Source organism: Coleofasciculus sp. B1-GNL1-01, assembly GCF_040220235.1.
Lineage (GTDB): Bacteria > Cyanobacteriota > Cyanobacteriia > Cyanobacteriales > Coleofasciculaceae > Coleofasciculus.
In genome coordinates this window covers 13,507-30,930 of sequence record NZ_JAVJTO010000170.1, presented here as the reverse complement: position 1 = coordinate 30,930, position 17,424 = coordinate 13,507, and the positions used below count along the sequence as shown (strand labels likewise).

Genomic DNA, 17,424 nt, shown 5'->3' with positions numbered 1-17,424 from the left:
TTGTTGATGGCATTTTGCTGTTCTAATTTATAAGGTGGTTCTCGCAATCGGATTTGGTATGAATAGTCCTGGTTGCCCTAATTTTCTCTCATCACAATGAATTAGCCCTGCCTCTTGTAGGGGGGAACGAGGGGGGTTGGGAGAGGGGCTGGGGGTGAGGGGTTTATAGCTTAACAATGACACCCCTAATCAACAAACATCCCGATTCCATCCAGCGATTGTGGCACAATCAAGACAGGATTATCGCAAAAATCATCAATGGTCTGGCTCAAGGGACAGCAATTATACGGTCGTCGCTACGTCATTGAACGAAAACTCGGTCAAGGTGGCTTTGGTATCACCTACCTGGCAAAAAACAAAAAAGGCAACCCCCTCGTCATCAAAACCCTGAAAGACGAGGTGATGACGAATCCCGACTTTAGCGAGTTTCGCGATAAATACCAACGAGATTTTGAACAGGAAGCTACCCGATTAGCTGTATGTAGACATCCCCATATTGTCCAGATTGAAAATGTTTTTCATGAACAATCCCTTCCCTGTATCGCCATGGAATATATCCAGGGGGAAGATTTATGGCGACGGGTGAGAAATCGTAGTCCTTTATCGGAAGCTGAAGCATTAGGCTATATCCAGCAGATTGGGGAAGCGCTGACGGTGGTTCATGATAAGGGATTATTGCATCGAGATTTAAAACCCCAGAATATTATGGTGCGTTCTGGTGTATCAGAAGCGGTACTAATTGATTTTGGTATTGCTAGAGAATTTATCCCCAATCTAACCCAAACTCATAGTGTTCATGTCACACCAGGGTTTGCGCCGATTGAGCAGTATGATGAGCAGGCACATCGGGGAGAATATACGGATGTGTATGGGTTGGCGGCGACGCTGTATTGTCTACTGACGACAAAAGTACCACCGCCAGCATTTATGCGAGTGGTGCGGGATTCGTTACAACCACCACAGGCGCTGAATTCAACTCTGAGTGATAGGGTGAATCAAGGGATTTTGACGGGAATGGAACTGCAACCGGAAAATCGTCCTCAATCGGTGTCGGAATGGTTGCGGTTATTGATTCCTGAGAATTTGGATGATGATTTGAGTTCAGAATGTGGTATCGATTACCGCCGACTGCGAGATTTATTAACACCACTACAACCAGTGGACCAGGAACCACAACCAAATGTCGAAAGCGGTCCGGTAGTCGGTGTGTCGGAGAAGGTCGATTACCGCCGACTGCAAGATTTATTAGCGGCTGGAAAATGGAAAGCAGCCGATGAAGAAACGGCAGATAAAATGCTGGCTGTTATCGGCAAAAAATACTGGTTGGATGTAACCAGAGAAGATATTGGAAAATTCCCTTGCACTGACCTGCGAACGATTGACCGTCTCTGGGTAAAATACAGTAACGGACGCTTTGGTTTTTCTGTGCAAAAGCAAATTTGGCAAAGTGTAGGGGGGCAAGGCGTGTATAATTTAGGCGTATTATGTGCGTTTGGTGATACCGTGGGTTGGCGTGTGAATAAGAGTTGGATTAGAGACGACAACCTTTTCTACAGTCCCCATGCCCCCCAGGGGCATCTCCCTACGGTTAAGTATCGATACTGCTATAGGCTGCCGGTTGCTCCGGGTTATGAGACGTACGAATCTCATTTGTGGGAATGGTGCGATGCTCTTCTCTCGCGTCGAGACTTGTAAAATGTAACATATAAAGGTTTCAGCAGAATGTAACAATTTACAACAGAGGCAAAATCCACGAAGTCTTGCGGGTTCTACGTTGACCATACCTGACACCGCCCCAATCCCACAATAAAACACTCATAAAAATGCTATTTTTTCATTTTTAACCAACCAAAAACTTGCTCAACGGTTAACGTTAATGGAATGCCTTCTAACCCAATTAACGCATCACGATTATTCTTTAACTCTGGTTGTTGTTGAGGCATAAACACTAAAATTGAACGATCCTCTGGGTCAAGTAGCCATCCCAATTGACACCCATACTTGAGCGCGTGCAGAATATTACCTGTAACCTGATTAGAACTTTGGTTGGGTGAGAGAATTTCAATCATCCAATCTGGCGGGATGACCACATCATCAAGGGGTTCGCCCTGTTGATCAAACTGAATATGTTCCCACCGCAGAACCGCTATATCGGCAACAATTGACCGTCCGCCAAAGGTGCAACGCAATTCAGGAAACGCATAAGCAAGTTGTTCGGCTTCGCTGACATTATTAATGGATTGAATCAACTTACTCTGAAGTCGAGAGTTAGCCCTGAATTAAAATACTCGAAGAGAAGCCGCTCCGCGTCTACGGGCTAAGAGCTAAAACCCGTTAAAACGGGTTAATAACTTTATCCAAGAGTTCAGTAAGCTTTAGCTTACTTGAGCTTTGAGCCTGAAATTTATTTCAAGGCTCTCTTTCCACGTTGATAATTTTCATATCTGATTCGCTACGCGGCAAAATTATTAATTTGTCTAACCGTTGGTCGGTCTGCATGAGTTGGTGAACGGAGGGAACTTTCAGGTAGAGTCATAACGGCTACGGTATTGCCTAACATATCAAAAAATTCAACACTATAACCCGTTTCTAATTCAGCAACGTTATGTTTTTCGACAACTGTACCGATATCACCTGCATAAAGTCCAGCTTCAGGAATATCGCCAAGCAAGATAACGTCTGAATAAAGTTCGTAATCCATGGTATCCTCTATTCACCGATTAATCAGGAATCAACGTAATCAAACGGGGGAAATCTGTACCTTTATCTATTTGCCAAATCGTCCGGACAAGCAGTTGTCTACCGACAGGTGTAGAAAGATAAGCACTGATTTCATATCGCGTTCCATAAGCCGTTTCTTTCACAATATCAATATCTTCCGATAGATGATAAGCACGAATATCGGTTTCTAATTGCTGATATTTTTCTTGAGAATAGCCGCATTGAATTAAAAGTTTGGCTTTAGTGCCGCCTCGCTTATGGTCTGGATTTAGCAGATATTCCGTTAATTTGGATGATTCAATAATAGCGCGATCGCGATTAGGAATTTTCATGACCGCTTTTTCTAGGCGTGTATCGGTTGATCGGTAGGGGCGACCCGCCTGCATCAATGAACAACGCTGTCCATTCAATTGACTCGGGTCGCCCTGTGATCAAACCCTGGGGAAATGGTGCGTTACGCTTCCCTGTGATTAAACCTTGGGGAAATGGTGCGTTACGCTTCGCTAACGCACCCTACGTAAGGCTGGACTAGCTACCGCTAATCCGGGCTAAATCGCGGGCGTTTTCTTCAAACGCCGCCGTCAGCGCATCATCGCCACTTAATCCGGCTTCTTCGGCTTTATGCAGACAAGTTAGTACCCGCTTGTAATCCCTGGGTATCACCTTGACAAACTTCGGCACCATTTCTGTCCAATTCGCCAAGATGGTTAACCCTAGTTGACTCTTGGTGTACTCGACGTGTTTGGCAATCATTTGGTGGATGATTTCAATTTCCTCCTCATCTTCCAGTTTTTCCAAGTCGGACATCTGGGTATTGCAACGAGTGGCAAAATCACCCTGTTCATCCAACACATAGGCGACACCGCCACTCATTCCAGCGGCAAAGTTGCGCCCAGTTGGACCCAAAACCACTACTTTACCGCCCGTCATATATTCGCAACCATGATCACCCACGGCTTCCACCACCGCGTTAACCCCTGAGTTGCGAACACAGAACCGTTCACCTGCCATTCCCCGAATATAGACTTCACCCCCGGTTGCGCCATAGAGGGCGACATTCCCGACGATGATATTTTCACGGGGGACAAAGGTGGAACGGGCGGGGGGATAGAGGATTAATTTACCGCCAGATAATCCTTTGCCAAAGTAGTCATTAGCATCTCCTTCGAGTTCTAAGGTGACACCCTTGGGGACAAATGCGCCAAAGCTTTGACCTGCACTTCCTTGGAAATGCAGATGGATGGTATCCTCCGGTAACCCCTGCCAATGGCGCTTGGTGATTTCATTGCCTAAAATCGTGCCAACCGCCCGATTGGTATTCTGAATCGGTAGGGTAGCGGTTACTTTTTCACCCTTGGCGATCGCACCTTTGCATAAGTCTAGTAGAACCCTCATATCCAGGGACTTATCCAACCCATGATCCTGGGGAATTTGACAGTAGCGCCCAATTTCGGGTCCCACATCCGGTTGATAGAGAATTTGGGATAAATCCAATCCCTTCGCCTTCCAATGATCCACCGCCTGCTTCGCTTCTAAGACATCTACACGCCCCACCATTTCATTCAGGGTGCGGAATCCCAGTTGTGCCATGATTTCCCGCACTTCTTGGGCGACAAAGGTCATGAAGTTTACCGTATGATCCGGATTGCCGATGAAACTCTGACGCAGCACCGGGTTCTGAGTGGCAATTCCCGCTGGACAGGTGTTTTTTTGACAAACTCGCATCATAATGCAGCCCAGGGTCACGAGAGGTGCCGTAGAGAAGCCAAATTCCTCTGCCCCTAATAGCGCCGCCATGACCACATCGCGCCCGGTTTTCATTTGACCATCGGTTTCCACGACAATCCGCGATCGCAGATCATTTAATACCAAGGTTTGATGGGTTTCCGCCACCCCTAATTCCCAGGGTAATCCGGCGTGTTTAATCGAGGTTTGCGGCGATGCACCCGTTCCGCCATCAAAACCGGAAATCAGTACCACATCCGCATGGGCTTTGGCAACCCCCGCCGCGATGGTTCCCACTCCCACCTCAGACACCAGTTTCACATTAATCCGGGCGTCACGGTTGGCGTTTTTCAAGTCATGAATTAATTCGGCTAAGTCTTCAATTGAGTAGATATCGTGGTGCGGCGGTGGCGAGATTAACCCCACTCCTGGCGTCGAGTTGCGGACTTTGGCAATCCAAGGATACACCTTGCGCCCCGGTAACTGTCCCCCTTCTCCCGGTTTCGCCCCCTGCGCCATCTTGATTTGGAGTTCCTTGGCTTGAGACAAATACAAACTGTTGACGCCAAACCGCCCCGATGCGACTTGTTTAATCGCGCTATTCTTAGAATCGCCCTGTTCATTCGTCCAGGTATAGCGTTCGGGATCTTCTCCCCCTTCCCCGGTATTGGATTTCCCGCCAATTCGGTTCATGGCGATGGCTAGGGATTCATGTGCTTCTTTAGAAATGGAACCATAACTCATCGCCCCAGTTTTGAAGCGTCGGGTAATCGCCTCCACGGGTTCGACTTCCTCTAAGGGAATCGGGTCGCGTTTCTTGAATTGTAGGAGTCCACGTAGGGTAAAATGTTGCTTGGTCTGCTCATTAATTAGGGCAGAATACTCTTTATAGGACTCATAACTTCCCTGACGCACGGCGTTTTGTAGGGCGTGGATGGTTTGGGGGCTTAATAGGTGTGCCTCACCGTCTTTACGCCACTGATATTCGCCGCCTGCATCTAGGGTATGTCCATTCACCTCTCGATCTGGGAAGGCGTGGCGATGACGCATAATGGCTTCTTGGGCAATTACGTCTAAATCCGCCCCTTCAATCCGGGTGGCTGTCCAGGTAAAATATTTATCAACCAGGGCTTGTTTGAGTCCAATGGTTTCAAAGATTTGGGCGCCGCGATAGCTTTGAATCGTGGAAATGCCAATCTTGGAGGCGACTTTAATTACCCCTTTGGTGGCGGCTTTGATATAGTTTTTCTGGGCTGTCTTGCGATCAATATTCTCCAGCAAGCCCTGGCTGATCATATCGTCAATGGTTTCATAGATCAGATAGGGATTAATCCCACCGCAGCCATACCCGATAAGCAGCGCATGATGATGAACTTCGCGAGGTTCTCCGGATTCTAAGACGATTCCCACCTTGGTACGTGTCTTTTTGCGGATTAGGTGGTGATGTAATCCCGCCACCGCCAGTAAAGCGGGGATGGGTGCATGGTCTTTATCAATGCCGCGATCGCTCAAAATAATTATAGTCGTCCCCTCTGCGATCGCCTGATCCGCTTTGGCGAAAATCTCCTCCATCGCCGTTTCCAATCCCTTCACCCCAGCCTTGGGGTCAAATAGAATCGGAAGGGTAATGGATTTAAACTCCCCTTCGGAGACATATTTCAGCTTTGCCAATTCCTCGTTGGTGAGAATCGGCGTTTTCAGTTCAATTAAATGACAACTCTGGGGTTCAGGTTCAAGTAAGTTGCGTTCTGAACCAATTGTGGTTTCGGCTGAGGTGATAATTTCTTCCCGAATCGAATCAATCGGGGGATTGGTGACTTGGGCGAAGAGTTGCTGGAAATAATTGTAAAGTAACTTCGGGCGATCGGATAGCACCGCCAAGGGCGTATCTGAACCCATCGAACCCACAGCTTCCACCCCATTCTGTGCCATCGGTGCCATCAGCATCCGCAATTCCTCGAAGGTATAGCCAAAGGCGACTTGCCGTTGAATCAGGGTGTCGGGTTCCGGTTGGGCTACCTCTGGCGCATCCTTTAACTGTGCCAGTTCCACCATGTATTCGTCAATCCACGCTTGATAGGGATGTTCGGTAATAATTGCCTGTTTCAATTCCTCATCAGCAATAATCCGCCCTTCTTCCATATTCACCAAGAACATCCGCCCGGGTTGCAAGCGCCCTTTAAACGCCACGTCTTCGGGTTCCACGGGTAAAACTCCGGCTTCCGATGCCATAATTACCCGATCATCTTTGGTGACATAATACCGCGATGGACGCAACCCATTGCGATCCAAAACTGCCCCAATCGTCGTACCATCAGTAAAGGCAATGGAAGCTGGACCATCCCAGGGTTCCATGAGACAGGAGTGATACTCATAGAATGCCTTTGTCTCATCACTCATCGACTCATGATTCGTCCAAGGTTCTGGAATCATCATCATTACCGCATGGGGTAAGGAACGCCCAGACAGGACTAACATTTCGAGGGAGTTGTCGAATATCGCTGAGTCACTCCCCTCTAAATCAATAACGGGCTGAATTTTCTCCAAGTCATCGCCAAACAGCTTGGACTTAAACAGCGACTGTCGGGCGTGCATCCAGTTAATATTACCCCGTAAGGTATTAATTTCCCCATTATGGGCGATGTAGCGATAGGGGTGGGCGCGTTCCCAACTGGGGAAGGTATTGGTACTAAATCGGGAATGCACTAAGGCTAGGGCGCTTTTGAGATCCGGATCATGGAGTTCGGGATAATATTGTCCCACCTGTATCGGCGTCAGCATCCCTTTGTACACAATCGTGCGACAGGAGAGGCTAGCCGTGTACCAACAGGGGTCAATCTCTGACTTACTCAGTTCTTTTTCCGCCCGTTTCAGGATCACATAGAGTTTCCGTTCAAAGGACAGATCATCAGCCAGATTTGAGGAACGCTGGATGAACACCTGTTGCATAAACGGTTCACCCAGTTTAGCGATACTTCCCAGGGGCGAATTATCCACGGGAACATCCCGCCACCCTAGAACCCTTTGCCCTTCTTCCGTGGCAATTTTCTCAAAAATCTGGCGACTCTGCTGGCGAATCATCGGATCAGGGGAGGTAAAAATCGCCCCCACCCCATACTGACCCGCTTCCGGTAGGGTAATATTATCAGCGGCGGCGACTTTCCGCATAAACTGATCCGGGATTTGGATTAAAATCCCTGCACCATCTCCAGTGTTCGGTTCACAACCACACGCGCCGCGATGTTCCAAGTTTGCCAGAATCGTTAGCGCTTGTTCCACGATATCGTGGGACTGATTCCCCTTCATCTGCACGACAAATCCGACACCGCACGCATCGTGTTCAAATTGTGGATCGTATAAACCTTGTTTTTTTGGCAGTTGGTTGCTTTTCATCTTAAAAATGACCCAAAAATGACGAGGGTTGTAGGGGCGCAAGGACCTGCGCCCGTTTTTCAGTGTAGAGGTTGGAAAGCTATCTGGTGCAACGTAGCGGAAATCAGTATCCAGTGGAAAAAGGTGCAACAGCTTACTGTACAAGCATTCCTTTCTTCTACCTTCTGCCTCCTTGCCTTGTAGCCTCCTGCCTTTTCGGGAGGGTATCCCGCTGCGACACCACAAGCCTGTGGGATTACGATAAACCAACTCCACCAGAAGTACAAGCCAAGCTTTAACAAAACGATAAGATTTGGGGGATTTGGCTTTAATTTAGTGGAGGGTTGAGTTTTGTTGGAAAATGCTTCAAAAAAACAGTATATTCTGATACTGAATGCTGTTAAAGGTGACGCTTGATCAATTATCAAAAAGGTAGTATCTTAATGAAAGAGAACCCCTTTGCTCAAACCATTTCAACCGGAGTGCGATCGCGAACCCGATAAAAGTTGAATTCAGAATTTGTTAACCTATCGTAGGGGCGGGTTTAGGGATTCAATTGGGAGGGTTACCGATAACTGAGCAACAAAACCCGCCCTTTATTCAATGGCGCCTCAATTAAATAAATCCCGCCTAACTAAATCCCGCCTAACCCACCCTACAGATTAGAGTTACGGCGGATAGTTTTAAAGGATTATTGCCTTCGTTGAACATTTTTAAAGGCTCGCATCCCTTACTAAGAAGGAATTGCTGTATTCTGTAGCCTGCCCTCATTATTCCCTCTGCAAGTAAGCGAAACCGTTGTCTTTACAGCAATTCAACAACGCCAAAAGCTTTTTTAACCGATAAGTTCTTGGCTCTAATAGTTTTTGAGAAACCGCTTTTTCTAAGTCGGTTAACATAGCGGCTGTTTCTGTCAAAATCATTTCATTAAAAAGGGCAATCAACATACTTCTTGTGGTGCTGGTTAAGGGAAGCAGTGGGAGTTCTATTTCTTCTCCATCAACACAAATCGTCGTCAGTTGGGAACGCCCAACTTGAGCAAAATCTGAATAGGCTAACCACTGATAAAAATCTTCTCCCACCCGAATGCTTTTCGGGGATTCTCCGTTTTCTCCATAGAAATTAATGCTTAACATAAGTTATCCTCTCTCCGATTAGGAATGGGTAAATACTGATTTGGGTATATTTTCGGCAAACGCAATACCTGCTTGGTTCAATTTATGCCGACTGGGTTGGGAAATTTTATTAGCACTGATAACTCCAATTACGGTTCCTTGATTAATAATTATCTCCACTTCCTTGCCATAAAGATACTGGGTTTTGATTTCTAGATGAGGATTAAGGGTTGAGTTGGCAGTTGCTGTGGGTGAAATAAAGTCATCCTGATTAAATCGTTGATGAATGTCTCTAATGACTTGTTGAACCTTGGTGGAAATAAGTAGCGCGAACTTTTCGCAACCACTCCACAATTTAATTATCAGGCTTGGCTCCATTTTAAGACATTTTCAGCCTGAATATCGGTGGGTTACGGCGGATAGTTCTATCGTAGGGGCGGGTTTAGGGATTCAATTGGGAGGGTTACCGATAACTGAGCAACAAAATCCGCCCTTTATTCAATGGCGCTTCAATTAAATCCCGCCTAACCCACCCTACAGATTACGATAGGCGATCGCGCTTAATAATTATCCCAGATTCCCCCAATATCCATTCGTAGGGGCGGGTTTAGGGATTCAATTGGGCGGGTTACCAATAACTGAGCAACAAAACCCGCCCTTTATTCAAGGGTTATTGGCTTCGTTGAAACGTTGAAAGGCTAAGGTTCCTTTACTACGAACTACAAACGGATTAAGATGCGCCGCCGATGTGGATATTTCGCACCCGCACCGGAACACAAGCATGGGTCATTTGGGCGATTTGCATGGGTTCACCTTTACCACATAAATTCGTCCCACATTGTTGCCATTCAGACTTAGGTCCGATCGCGTCTACACTATTCCAAAAGTCTGTGGTCATGGAATGATAGGTGACATCTTTTAACATTCCTACCACTTTACCCTTTTCTACCTTCCAAAATGCATCGCCACCAAACTGAAAATTACGCCGTTGCTGATCAATAGAAAAACTGCCAATGCCATCAATTAAAATACCATCCTCGGTATCAGCAATCATTTCGGCTAATGTCGCCGTATGACTTCTCCCCTCGACTCCCGGTTCTAAGCCTAAATTGGGAATGCGTACCATCGGTACACTTGACCAACTATCGGCAAAGGCGCTACCATTACTACTGCCTCGCCCCAATCGATAGGCGGTTTCGCGATCAGTCAAATAATCAACTAAAATTCCGTCCCTGACAACGTACCACTCTTGTGATGGTACGCCCTCGTCATCATACCCCATGGTACTGCGTCCACCAGGTTGGGTGCGATCGGCTTTGAAATTGACCCAAGGTGCAGCATACTGGAGTTTCCCTAATTTATCAGTGGTGGCGAAACTGGTGCCAGCAAAGTTGGCTTCATAGCCGTATACTCGATCTAATTCTGTGGGATGTCCGACGGATTCATGAATCGTTAACCACAGGTTTGTCGGTTTCAGAATTAGCGTGGTGCGAATACCAGAGGGACTTTTCGGTGCATGGACTTTTTCAATCGCCTCTTCCGCAACTCGTTCCACTTGAGAGAGTAAATCCGCTCGGATAACATGCTCATAGCCCTTATTCATCGGCGGACGTTCATAGCTGCGATTTTGAGCATCTCCATTGGCGATCGCACTGCAACCAAATCCAGGATACGTCCGATACAGCGTTTGGTGAATCAGCGAACCTTCCGTCGAAGCAAAGGTCTTATCTTCCTTGGTAAATTGTAAATACGAATATGCCTTTTTAATCCCCCGTTCGCCATAACCCAGCAGTTGGTCATTAATATGCAACAGTAGATCAGCTTTTTCAGTAATCGGGATACTAAAGGGATCAATGTCCATCGGAGTGACGTAGGTATCCTGATAGGCGGCGACAGGAACCAGTTGCACCCCTGTCTGCTGAGACAGGCGACTCCCCTTGGCGATTTCCACGGCTAAGGTGACAATCCGTTCCACCTCTGCTGGTGTTTTATAGGGACTGGCTGCAAAACCCCACGCCCCATCCAATAACACCCGCACCCCAAAGCCAGCACTAACATTATCACAAAGTTGACTCAGGGAGCGATCGCGGGCATAAAGATTTTGATGGCGGTAGGTGCAAAATCGGACATCGCCGTATTCACAGCCAGCTTGACGAATTAAATCAATCGCCAGTTGAGCCAAATCCGTTGCGGTGGTGGTTGGGGTGAGTGCTTGTACCATAGTCGATTGGTGAACATTGACTTATGTTAAATGTATTGTATCGGACTGAAAACCGCTATATTCATCTCTGGCAATCGACAAATTAATTTTCATATCTGACTCAATTTTATTACCCCCTTCACCCACCGATTTCGTCGTCGCGATCGCACCGGAAATCGGAGCAGCATATCGGGGTATAGCACAAGCCACGAGGGGAATATGGCGATCTGTAACAATAACACCTTGATTAGGATCATAGCCTTGCCAGCCTGCACCCGGTAAGTAAATTTCTACCCAAGCATGAAGATATCGTTGCGATCGTTCTAGATTCCCTTCCTGATACCCACTAACAAACCGTGCGCCTAATCCCATCACCCGACAAACATCCATGAATAGTACCGCTAAATCGCGACAAGAGCCTTTCTTTAAGTCCCAGGTTTTACGGGGAGACCGAGGCGCACCTTTTTCCCGATACTGGGGTTTACAATGGCTGTAGAGATGTTGGTTTAGTGTTTTGACAAAGTTAACGGTATCGCCATTAACTTGATGGTAAAGATCTTGGGCTAATTGCTTGATCGAATTCCCGGAGGTAGGGTCATAAAATTGCTGATAAGGCTGTAACTGAGAGAACCAGTAGTCGGGATAATTAATCGGTAACTGAGTCGCCCAGGATTCGAGTTGAATGCTATCGGGATTAGTTCGACAGGTTTCCACAACGGATGTAGCGCTGATCGTTAATTGTTCGGTGCTGGTATTAAATAAAAGTTTCGCGATCGCGTTTCCATCGAGTTCAATAATCTCAGCAATTTTCTCAGGTTTAGGTTCAATCTCCAATCTAAACGAATGCATTGTCTGAGTCCCGTCACACCGGGGACGTAGCCTGATGATATGGGGTTTTAATATAACGGGCTGATTATAGGTATAGGTTGTGGTATGACAAATTTTGTAACGCACTATATTAATTTAATCTCCCCTGCTCCTCTAGACGTGCCATGGCACGTCTCTACATGTCTCCCTCGCTCACTATACAGGTTCTACCGCACAAAATGTTTTCGAGATTTGGTTACCTACCTGATTAATTTCGATTTGCATTTGGTTTAAAAATTCATGCAAGCCATTCTCAAACACATCTTCTATGGTCAGATATCCGAGTTGAGAACACAAACGCCCTAACGCACGTTCTGCTGGGTTGCACCAGGTTCCACGGGGGGTGCTAGTAATTTGATGTAATGATTGTTCCGCTTGCGCTAGACAGAAGTGAATTGAGCGGGGAAACTGGCGGTTTAAAATTAGAAACTCAGCGACACCTGTGGGTGTAATCCGATGCTGAGACTTGCGATACATTTCATAAGCACTAGCAGATTTCAGCAGCGCCATCCATTGAATTTGATCCAATGGCGTTCCTACCCACTGTACCGATGGCAGTAACACAAAATACTTCACATCGAGAATGCGGGTTGTTTTATCTGCCCGTTCTAATAATCGACCCAGTTGCCCAAAATGCCACCCTTCATTATGGGTCATCGTGGCATCCATAACCCCAGCAAAGCGATGGCTAGCCAGTTTAACTTGGGTGAAAAAATCAGGCAATGTCCCCAATGCTCCTCCTTGAGACGCCTCTTTCACCATGAGGAAAAATTGATTAACCTCTTCCCACATTTCTGAAGATATCACTTCCCGAACCGAACGGGCATTCTCGCGAGCAAGTTGGAGTACAGATAGAATCGAATTGGGATAGTTCGAGTCAAAGGTGAGGAAGTGGATAACATTGTCCGAGGTAGCCTCGCCATAGCGTTCCTGGAATACATCTCGATCCCCTGTTGTAATCACCAAGGGTTCCCATTGCTGGGTTACTCCGGGTGGCATATCCAGCATGGAATTTAAGTTAACATCCACAAATCGGGCAATATTTTCTGCCCGTTCGATATAGCGATTGAGCCAGTAGATAGAATCAGCAACCCGACTTAGCATAAGTATTTATTCGTCCTTTGTCATTCGTCCTTTGTCATTTGTCATTAGTCCTTTGTTGTGTTGAGGAAGTTATTAACAAAGGACTAGCTTGGGAACAGTGTAATTCATGAGTGATTCAGAACCCACGTATCCTTACTTCCGCCCCCTTGGGATGAATTTACCACCAGAGAACCTTTTCTCAACGCCACACGGGTTAATCCACCGGGATGAACATAAATGTCGTCTCCCCGATGCAAAATGTAAGGGCGCAAATCGACATGTCGTCCTTCTACCTGATGATCAATCAAGGTTGGCACTCGCGACAAACAAAGGATGGGTTGGGCAATATAATTGCGAGGATTAGCTTTAATTCGTTCAGCAAACTCCGCCCGTTCTACCTCCGTGGAACTCGAACCCACTAACATACCATACCCCCCCGACTCATTGGCAGACTTAACCACGACGTTTTCTAAATTATTCAAGACATAGTTTCGGTCTTGTTCTTGCCAACATAAATAGGTGGGAACATTGGATAAGATTGGTTCTTCTCCCAGGTAATAGCGAATCATTTCGGGGACATAAGCGTAGACAACCTTATCATCGGCTACACCTGTTCCGGGTGCATTGGCTAAGGCGACTCGCCCTTGGCGATAAACCTCCATCAATCCGGGTACACCTAAGAGGGAATCCGGACGAAAGACTTGGGGATCTAAAAAGTCATCATCCACACGACGATACACCACATCCACTCGCCGCAATCCTTTCGTCGTTCGCATTTGCAAATAGCCATCCACGACGACTAAATCCCGACCTTCAACCAGTTCCACCCCCATTTGCTGGGCTAAAAAGGAATGTTCAAAGTAGGCGGAGTTGTAAATACCGGGAGTTAGGACAACAACCGTGGGATCAGGGAGTTGAGGTGGTGCTAAATTGAGCAGCGTTTCTAGCAAATGGCTGGGATAATCGTCCACGGGTTGAATTGCCAGAGTTTGGAAGATTGCCGGGAATGTACTTTTCATCACCCGCCGATTTTCCAATACGTAGGAGATGCCCGAAGGTACACGCAGGTTATCTTCTAGAACATACCACTGACCCTCGCGATCGCGCACCAAATCGGTTCCGGTAATGTGACACCAGACATCGCTGGGCGGCTTTAAGCCGACGCAAGGCTTGAGAAATCCCGTTGCCGAAAACACAACTTCGGGGGGAATTTTGCCATCGTTGAGAATACGCTGTTCCCCATACATATCGTTGAGGAAGAGGTTCAGCGCTCTAATCCGTTGTTTGAGTCCACCCTCTAGGGTTTTCCATTCCTGAGCCGAGATAATTCGGGGAATAATATCAAAAGGAAATACCCGTTCGATGCCCTGATTATCACTGTAGACGCTAAAGGTTACGCCTAACTTAAGCAGAGCAACTTGAGCCGTTTCCCGGTGTCGCTGGAGTTCATCAGGGCGCAGTCCCTGCATCCATTGAATCAGGGCAGCGGCTGACTGTCGTGGCTGCCCTTGGGCTGAAAACAGCTCATCATAGAAGTCTTCTGGATTGTAGAGATCCCATTGTACTGCCACGTTTACTACACCCCTCCTCCTTGATGTACACCCTACGTATTCCAAGATTGGTCTAAATTGGATCTAGAACTGTAGTGAATATTACCGTTTGCGGGGAGTGCAGGTAAAGATGTTCTCGGAAATATAGCGCTAGGCAATAGGCAATAGGCAATAGGCAATGGGCAATAGGTAAAGTAGAGTTTTGAGTTAACCTCCCCTATCTCCCCCTGCTCCCCCTGCTCCCCCTGCTTCCCCAGCGTCCCCTTCCTCTCCCTTGTGCCTTCTGCCTTAACTGTTAATGGTAGGTAACGGGGGTGGCGACTCTAACTGGAGTGGCGCAAAATACCGACTCTTAACTACACTATTCGGCTTCCAGGGTGGATGCCAATAGACCTCTTGAATCACCGCTTTATTCTCATCGGATGACCATTGGAAACTGACAACGCTAATGTTATTACAGCCAACAATTTCGTCACCCTCTTGTAGCCAGCGATTGCGCCATAACCACGATAGGGAACCGACTAAAAGCTTTCGCCATAGAGGTGACTTCGGCTGTAATTCTGGTTGGGGATATCGTTTCAGCCAAGGAACGGGTTCAGCTTTTTGGCGTTTACTCCATGCTGTTCGATACCGCCAGTCGGGTTGCGATCGCTCATCCTTGAGGGCGACTTGCCACGCGATGTCCCAGTCACCACTCGGCGTATGGATTTGCTGCCAAAAGGGTCCTTGACTGGGAACTGGCATATCCTGGATTCTTACCTTACCAGGAGTTGCGATTATTTCCACCAATTGCGGCGGTTGTTGCCATCCCACCCAATATTCCGATTGTTCTAATGCTAGTGATTTAACTTTGGTATGAACTAAATACGTTTTGAACTCAGCATTTTTGATAGAACTGGAGGTTAACTGGACTAGCACCGATGCCGAGTTATGATTGTCCCTCTCTCCAGCTTCCCAGACGTAGCCGACTTCTTGTCTCTGGAGTTTCCCACGGGGATTTGACCAATAGTTGAGGCGAACCACGTAGCCATAGTGAATATCCCCCGACAGCAACACGATGCGATCGCGTCGCTGAAATAGCGCAGTTAATAGCTTACTAAAGGCGACATCATGAAAGTTCCACGAATCCCCCACATCAGTACCAAATACCTTACCCTGATGCCAATGCCACTGTTGGGCAATATCCACTAACGACGCATGGATCAGGTTGGTTGGTAAAACAATTAACGTGGCTTCAATCCTCGACTTACCCGCCGCTTTTAGCTGATCGGTTGCTTCTAGGGGATCTTCAATCTGCTGATCAAAAGCTGTCGGGGATAATAGCATTGGCGGCGCGATCATTTGATCCTCTCCCATAGGAAAACCGCGCCACGTCCGCGTATCTAATACGATAACTTCGTGCTTAAAACTTCTAACGCTATAGTGCCAGGTTAAAGTTGGAGTACCATCTGAATTATTCCGATTCAGAATTAAAACTGCTCCATCCTGTTTCAACTTCGGCAATCCTGTTTCGGCTTCAATGTCAGGCACTCCCAAACATTTCCCCATCGTTTCCCAGGCGGATGCATCTGTCCCGGCTGATTCTGACCATTGTTGCAACGCTTGCAAGAATTTTTCTCCCGGTTGCCCAGAGGTAAACTGTTCTGGTGTATTTCCCCACGCCTGACATAGGGCATAAGCTAATAGTCCATTTTGGACGATCTGTCTGCCTAGGGGTTTGCCCAAAACTCGGTTACACCACTCCCGATTCAAATACCAATCATCGCTAACATCGTGGTCATCAAAAACCATATAGGTTGGCACATTCGCCAGCGATCGCCTGACTTGCCACAAATACCTGGAAAAGTCCTGAATGGCATCAACTTCCTTATCCCATGATTTCGACTTTTTCCCCCTTGTCTTGCCTTTAGTAAGATGATTCACCCACAGGATTGGTGACCAAGATAACAGATACATCGCCAAATATTCACCCAGACTAAACAGATGGCTTTTAGCGCGTTCGGGTTGATTCTCCAGCATCGCGGTTAAGCCTGCATAATTTCGGGCAATTTCTGTGCGCTGTCCCGGTTTCCATTCACTCACTTTTTTCCAGGAATACCCCTTGACAAAATCACCTTTATAGGGCAATTCTTCCTCCCAACCGAGTAACGTATTCCCGATATCGCTGAGGGCGGCTAACAGGGGATCAGCGACATCATCGGCGTAAATTTGATCCCCCGTTAAAAAGAGTTGATGAGGTCGATGATTAGGTTGATCGGCTGACTGTTCGATTAAACCATCTAGCAGGGGTAGGGCATCTTGTCCGTTTCCGTGGGCTTTGCGACAGGAACCATGCACGATCCGCAGATGATTTAAGTCATCCGGCGGCATAGCAAATGTGGGCAGATTGTGGTCTAAATAGCTAATGGTGATCAGGGGAAAAACGTCTCTGGCGTTGAGGGCATCGTTGAGGGTTTGATTGCGATCGCTAAACTCCAAATCGTAGGCATAAATTTGTCCCGGTTCCAGTAAGTATCCATCAACAGGTTTAGCCGTTACCGCGACAATATGCAGGTATTTGCCCACTGGCACAGTGGCGCGTGATCCAGCCAGCCGTTCCAGATCAAGGCTTTTCCCCTGACCTGCGATCGTGGTATACACTCGAAGCGTGACCACACTCGGCGCTTTCAGTGCCAGCCAAACCGTGACGCCATCGGGATCAGTACGCCGCAAGATGGGACCTGCCAAAATGAGCGGCAGGTGTGTCAGTTGTTGCTCAAAGTCGCTGTAGGCGTCAAGTAAAGGCATTGCA

General features: G+C 47.3%; 11 protein-coding genes and 1 pseudogene. 1 reads left to right on the top strand and 11 read right to left on the bottom strand.

Annotation, left to right across the window (positions count from 1 at the left end; all coding sequences use genetic code 11):
* Positions 1 to 258 precede the first annotated feature (258 nt).
* Positions 259 to 1,695: a GUN4 domain-containing protein gene (locus RID53_RS36100; protein WP_446392675.1), complete on the top strand. Its 1,437-nt coding sequence runs from the start codon at positions 259 to 261 to the stop codon at positions 1,693 to 1,695.
* Positions 1,696 to 1,826: 131 nt separating this feature from the next.
* On the opposite strand, the pseudogene RID53_RS36095 reads toward RID53_RS36100, so the two are convergent.
* The 11 genes and pseudogenes from RID53_RS36095 to RID53_RS36045 form a co-directional block, all read right to left on the bottom strand.
* Positions 1,827 to 2,270, bottom strand: a pseudogene (locus tag RID53_RS36095) (Uma2 family endonuclease); the annotation flags it as partial.
* 182 nt (positions 2,271 to 2,452) lie between these two features.
* Positions 2,453 to 2,701 carry a DUF4926 domain-containing protein gene (locus tag RID53_RS36090; RefSeq protein ID WP_446392674.1) on the bottom strand — a complete coding sequence of 83 codons (249 nt, stop codon included), beginning with the start codon at positions 2,699 to 2,701 and terminating at the stop codon, positions 2,453 to 2,455.
* Positions 2,702 to 2,720: 19 nt separating this feature from the next.
* Positions 2,721 to 3,053 carry a DUF6883 domain-containing protein gene (locus tag RID53_RS36085; RefSeq protein WP_446392673.1) on the bottom strand — a complete coding sequence of 111 codons (333 nt, stop codon included), beginning with the start codon at positions 3,051 to 3,053 and terminating at the stop codon, positions 2,721 to 2,723.
* Between the two features lie 196 nt (positions 3,054 to 3,249).
* Complete coding sequence (gene gltB / locus RID53_RS36080; protein ID WP_446392672.1) at positions 3,250 to 7,839, bottom strand: glutamate synthase large subunit; 4,590 nt, start codon at positions 7,837 to 7,839, stop codon at positions 3,250 to 3,252.
* A gap of 749 nt (positions 7,840 to 8,588) precedes the next feature.
* Positions 8,589 to 8,954 (bottom strand): hypothetical protein, encoded by a 366-nt coding sequence (locus RID53_RS36075; RefSeq protein WP_446392671.1) that lies wholly within the window; start codon positions 8,952 to 8,954, stop codon positions 8,589 to 8,591.
* A gap of 18 nt (positions 8,955 to 8,972) precedes the next feature.
* Complete coding sequence (locus tag RID53_RS36070) at positions 8,973 to 9,311, bottom strand: hypothetical protein (RefSeq protein ID WP_446392670.1); 339 nt, start codon at positions 9,309 to 9,311, stop codon at positions 8,973 to 8,975.
* 352 nt (positions 9,312 to 9,663) lie between these two features.
* Positions 9,664 to 11,154: a TldD/PmbA family protein gene (locus tag RID53_RS36065; RefSeq protein WP_446392669.1), complete on the bottom strand. Its 1,491-nt coding sequence runs from the start codon at positions 11,152 to 11,154 to the stop codon at positions 9,664 to 9,666.
* 21 nt (positions 11,155 to 11,175) lie between these two features.
* On the bottom strand, positions 11,176 to 12,087 hold the full coding sequence (locus RID53_RS36060) for a transglutaminase family protein (protein WP_446392668.1): 912 nt from the start codon (positions 12,085 to 12,087) through the stop codon (positions 11,176 to 11,178).
* Between the two features lie 69 nt (positions 12,088 to 12,156).
* Entirely contained in the window at positions 12,157 to 13,104 is a 948-nt protein-coding gene (locus RID53_RS36055) for an alpha-E domain-containing protein (RefSeq protein ID WP_446392667.1), read from the bottom strand.
* A 104-nt stretch (positions 13,105 to 13,208) separates the two neighbouring features.
* Positions 13,209 to 14,654, bottom strand: coding sequence for a circularly permuted type 2 ATP-grasp protein (locus RID53_RS36050; protein ID WP_446392666.1), 1,446 nt, complete (start codon positions 14,652 to 14,654; stop codon positions 13,209 to 13,211).
* 267 nt (positions 14,655 to 14,921) lie between these two features.
* Complete coding sequence (locus RID53_RS36045; RefSeq protein ID WP_446392665.1) at positions 14,922 to 17,420, bottom strand: PhoD-like phosphatase; 2,499 nt, start codon at positions 17,418 to 17,420, stop codon at positions 14,922 to 14,924.
* Positions 17,421 to 17,424 lie beyond the last annotated feature (4 nt).

Excerpts from the sequence above, each read along its gene's own strand:
- RID53_RS36070 (WP_446392670.1), bottom strand. The coding sequence starts at position 9,311 with ATGGAGCCAAGCCTGATAATTAAATTGTGGAGTGGTTGCGAAAAGTTC.
- RID53_RS36045 (WP_446392665.1), bottom strand. The coding sequence starts at position 17,420 with ATGCCTTTACTTGACGCCTACAGCGACTTTGAGCAACAACTGACACAC.
- RID53_RS36085 (WP_446392673.1), bottom strand. The coding sequence starts at position 3,053 with ATGAAAATTCCTAATCGCGATCGCGCTATTATTGAATCATCCAAATTA.
- gltB (WP_446392672.1), bottom strand. The coding sequence starts at position 7,839 with ATGAAAAGCAACCAACTGCCAAAAAAACAAGGTTTATACGATCCACAA.
- RID53_RS36075 (WP_446392671.1), bottom strand. The coding sequence starts at position 8,954 with ATGTTAAGCATTAATTTCTATGGAGAAAACGGAGAATCCCCGAAAAGC.
- RID53_RS36100 (WP_446392675.1), top strand. The coding sequence starts at position 259 with ATGGTCTGGCTCAAGGGACAGCAATTATACGGTCGTCGCTACGTCATT.
- RID53_RS36090 (WP_446392674.1), bottom strand. The coding sequence starts at position 2,701 with ATGGATTACGAACTTTATTCAGACGTTATCTTGCTTGGCGATATTCCT.
- RID53_RS36055 (WP_446392667.1), bottom strand. The coding sequence starts at position 13,104 with ATGCTAAGTCGGGTTGCTGATTCTATCTACTGGCTCAATCGCTATATC.
- RID53_RS36065 (WP_446392669.1), bottom strand. The coding sequence starts at position 11,154 with ATGGTACAAGCACTCACCCCAACCACCACCGCAACGGATTTGGCTCAA.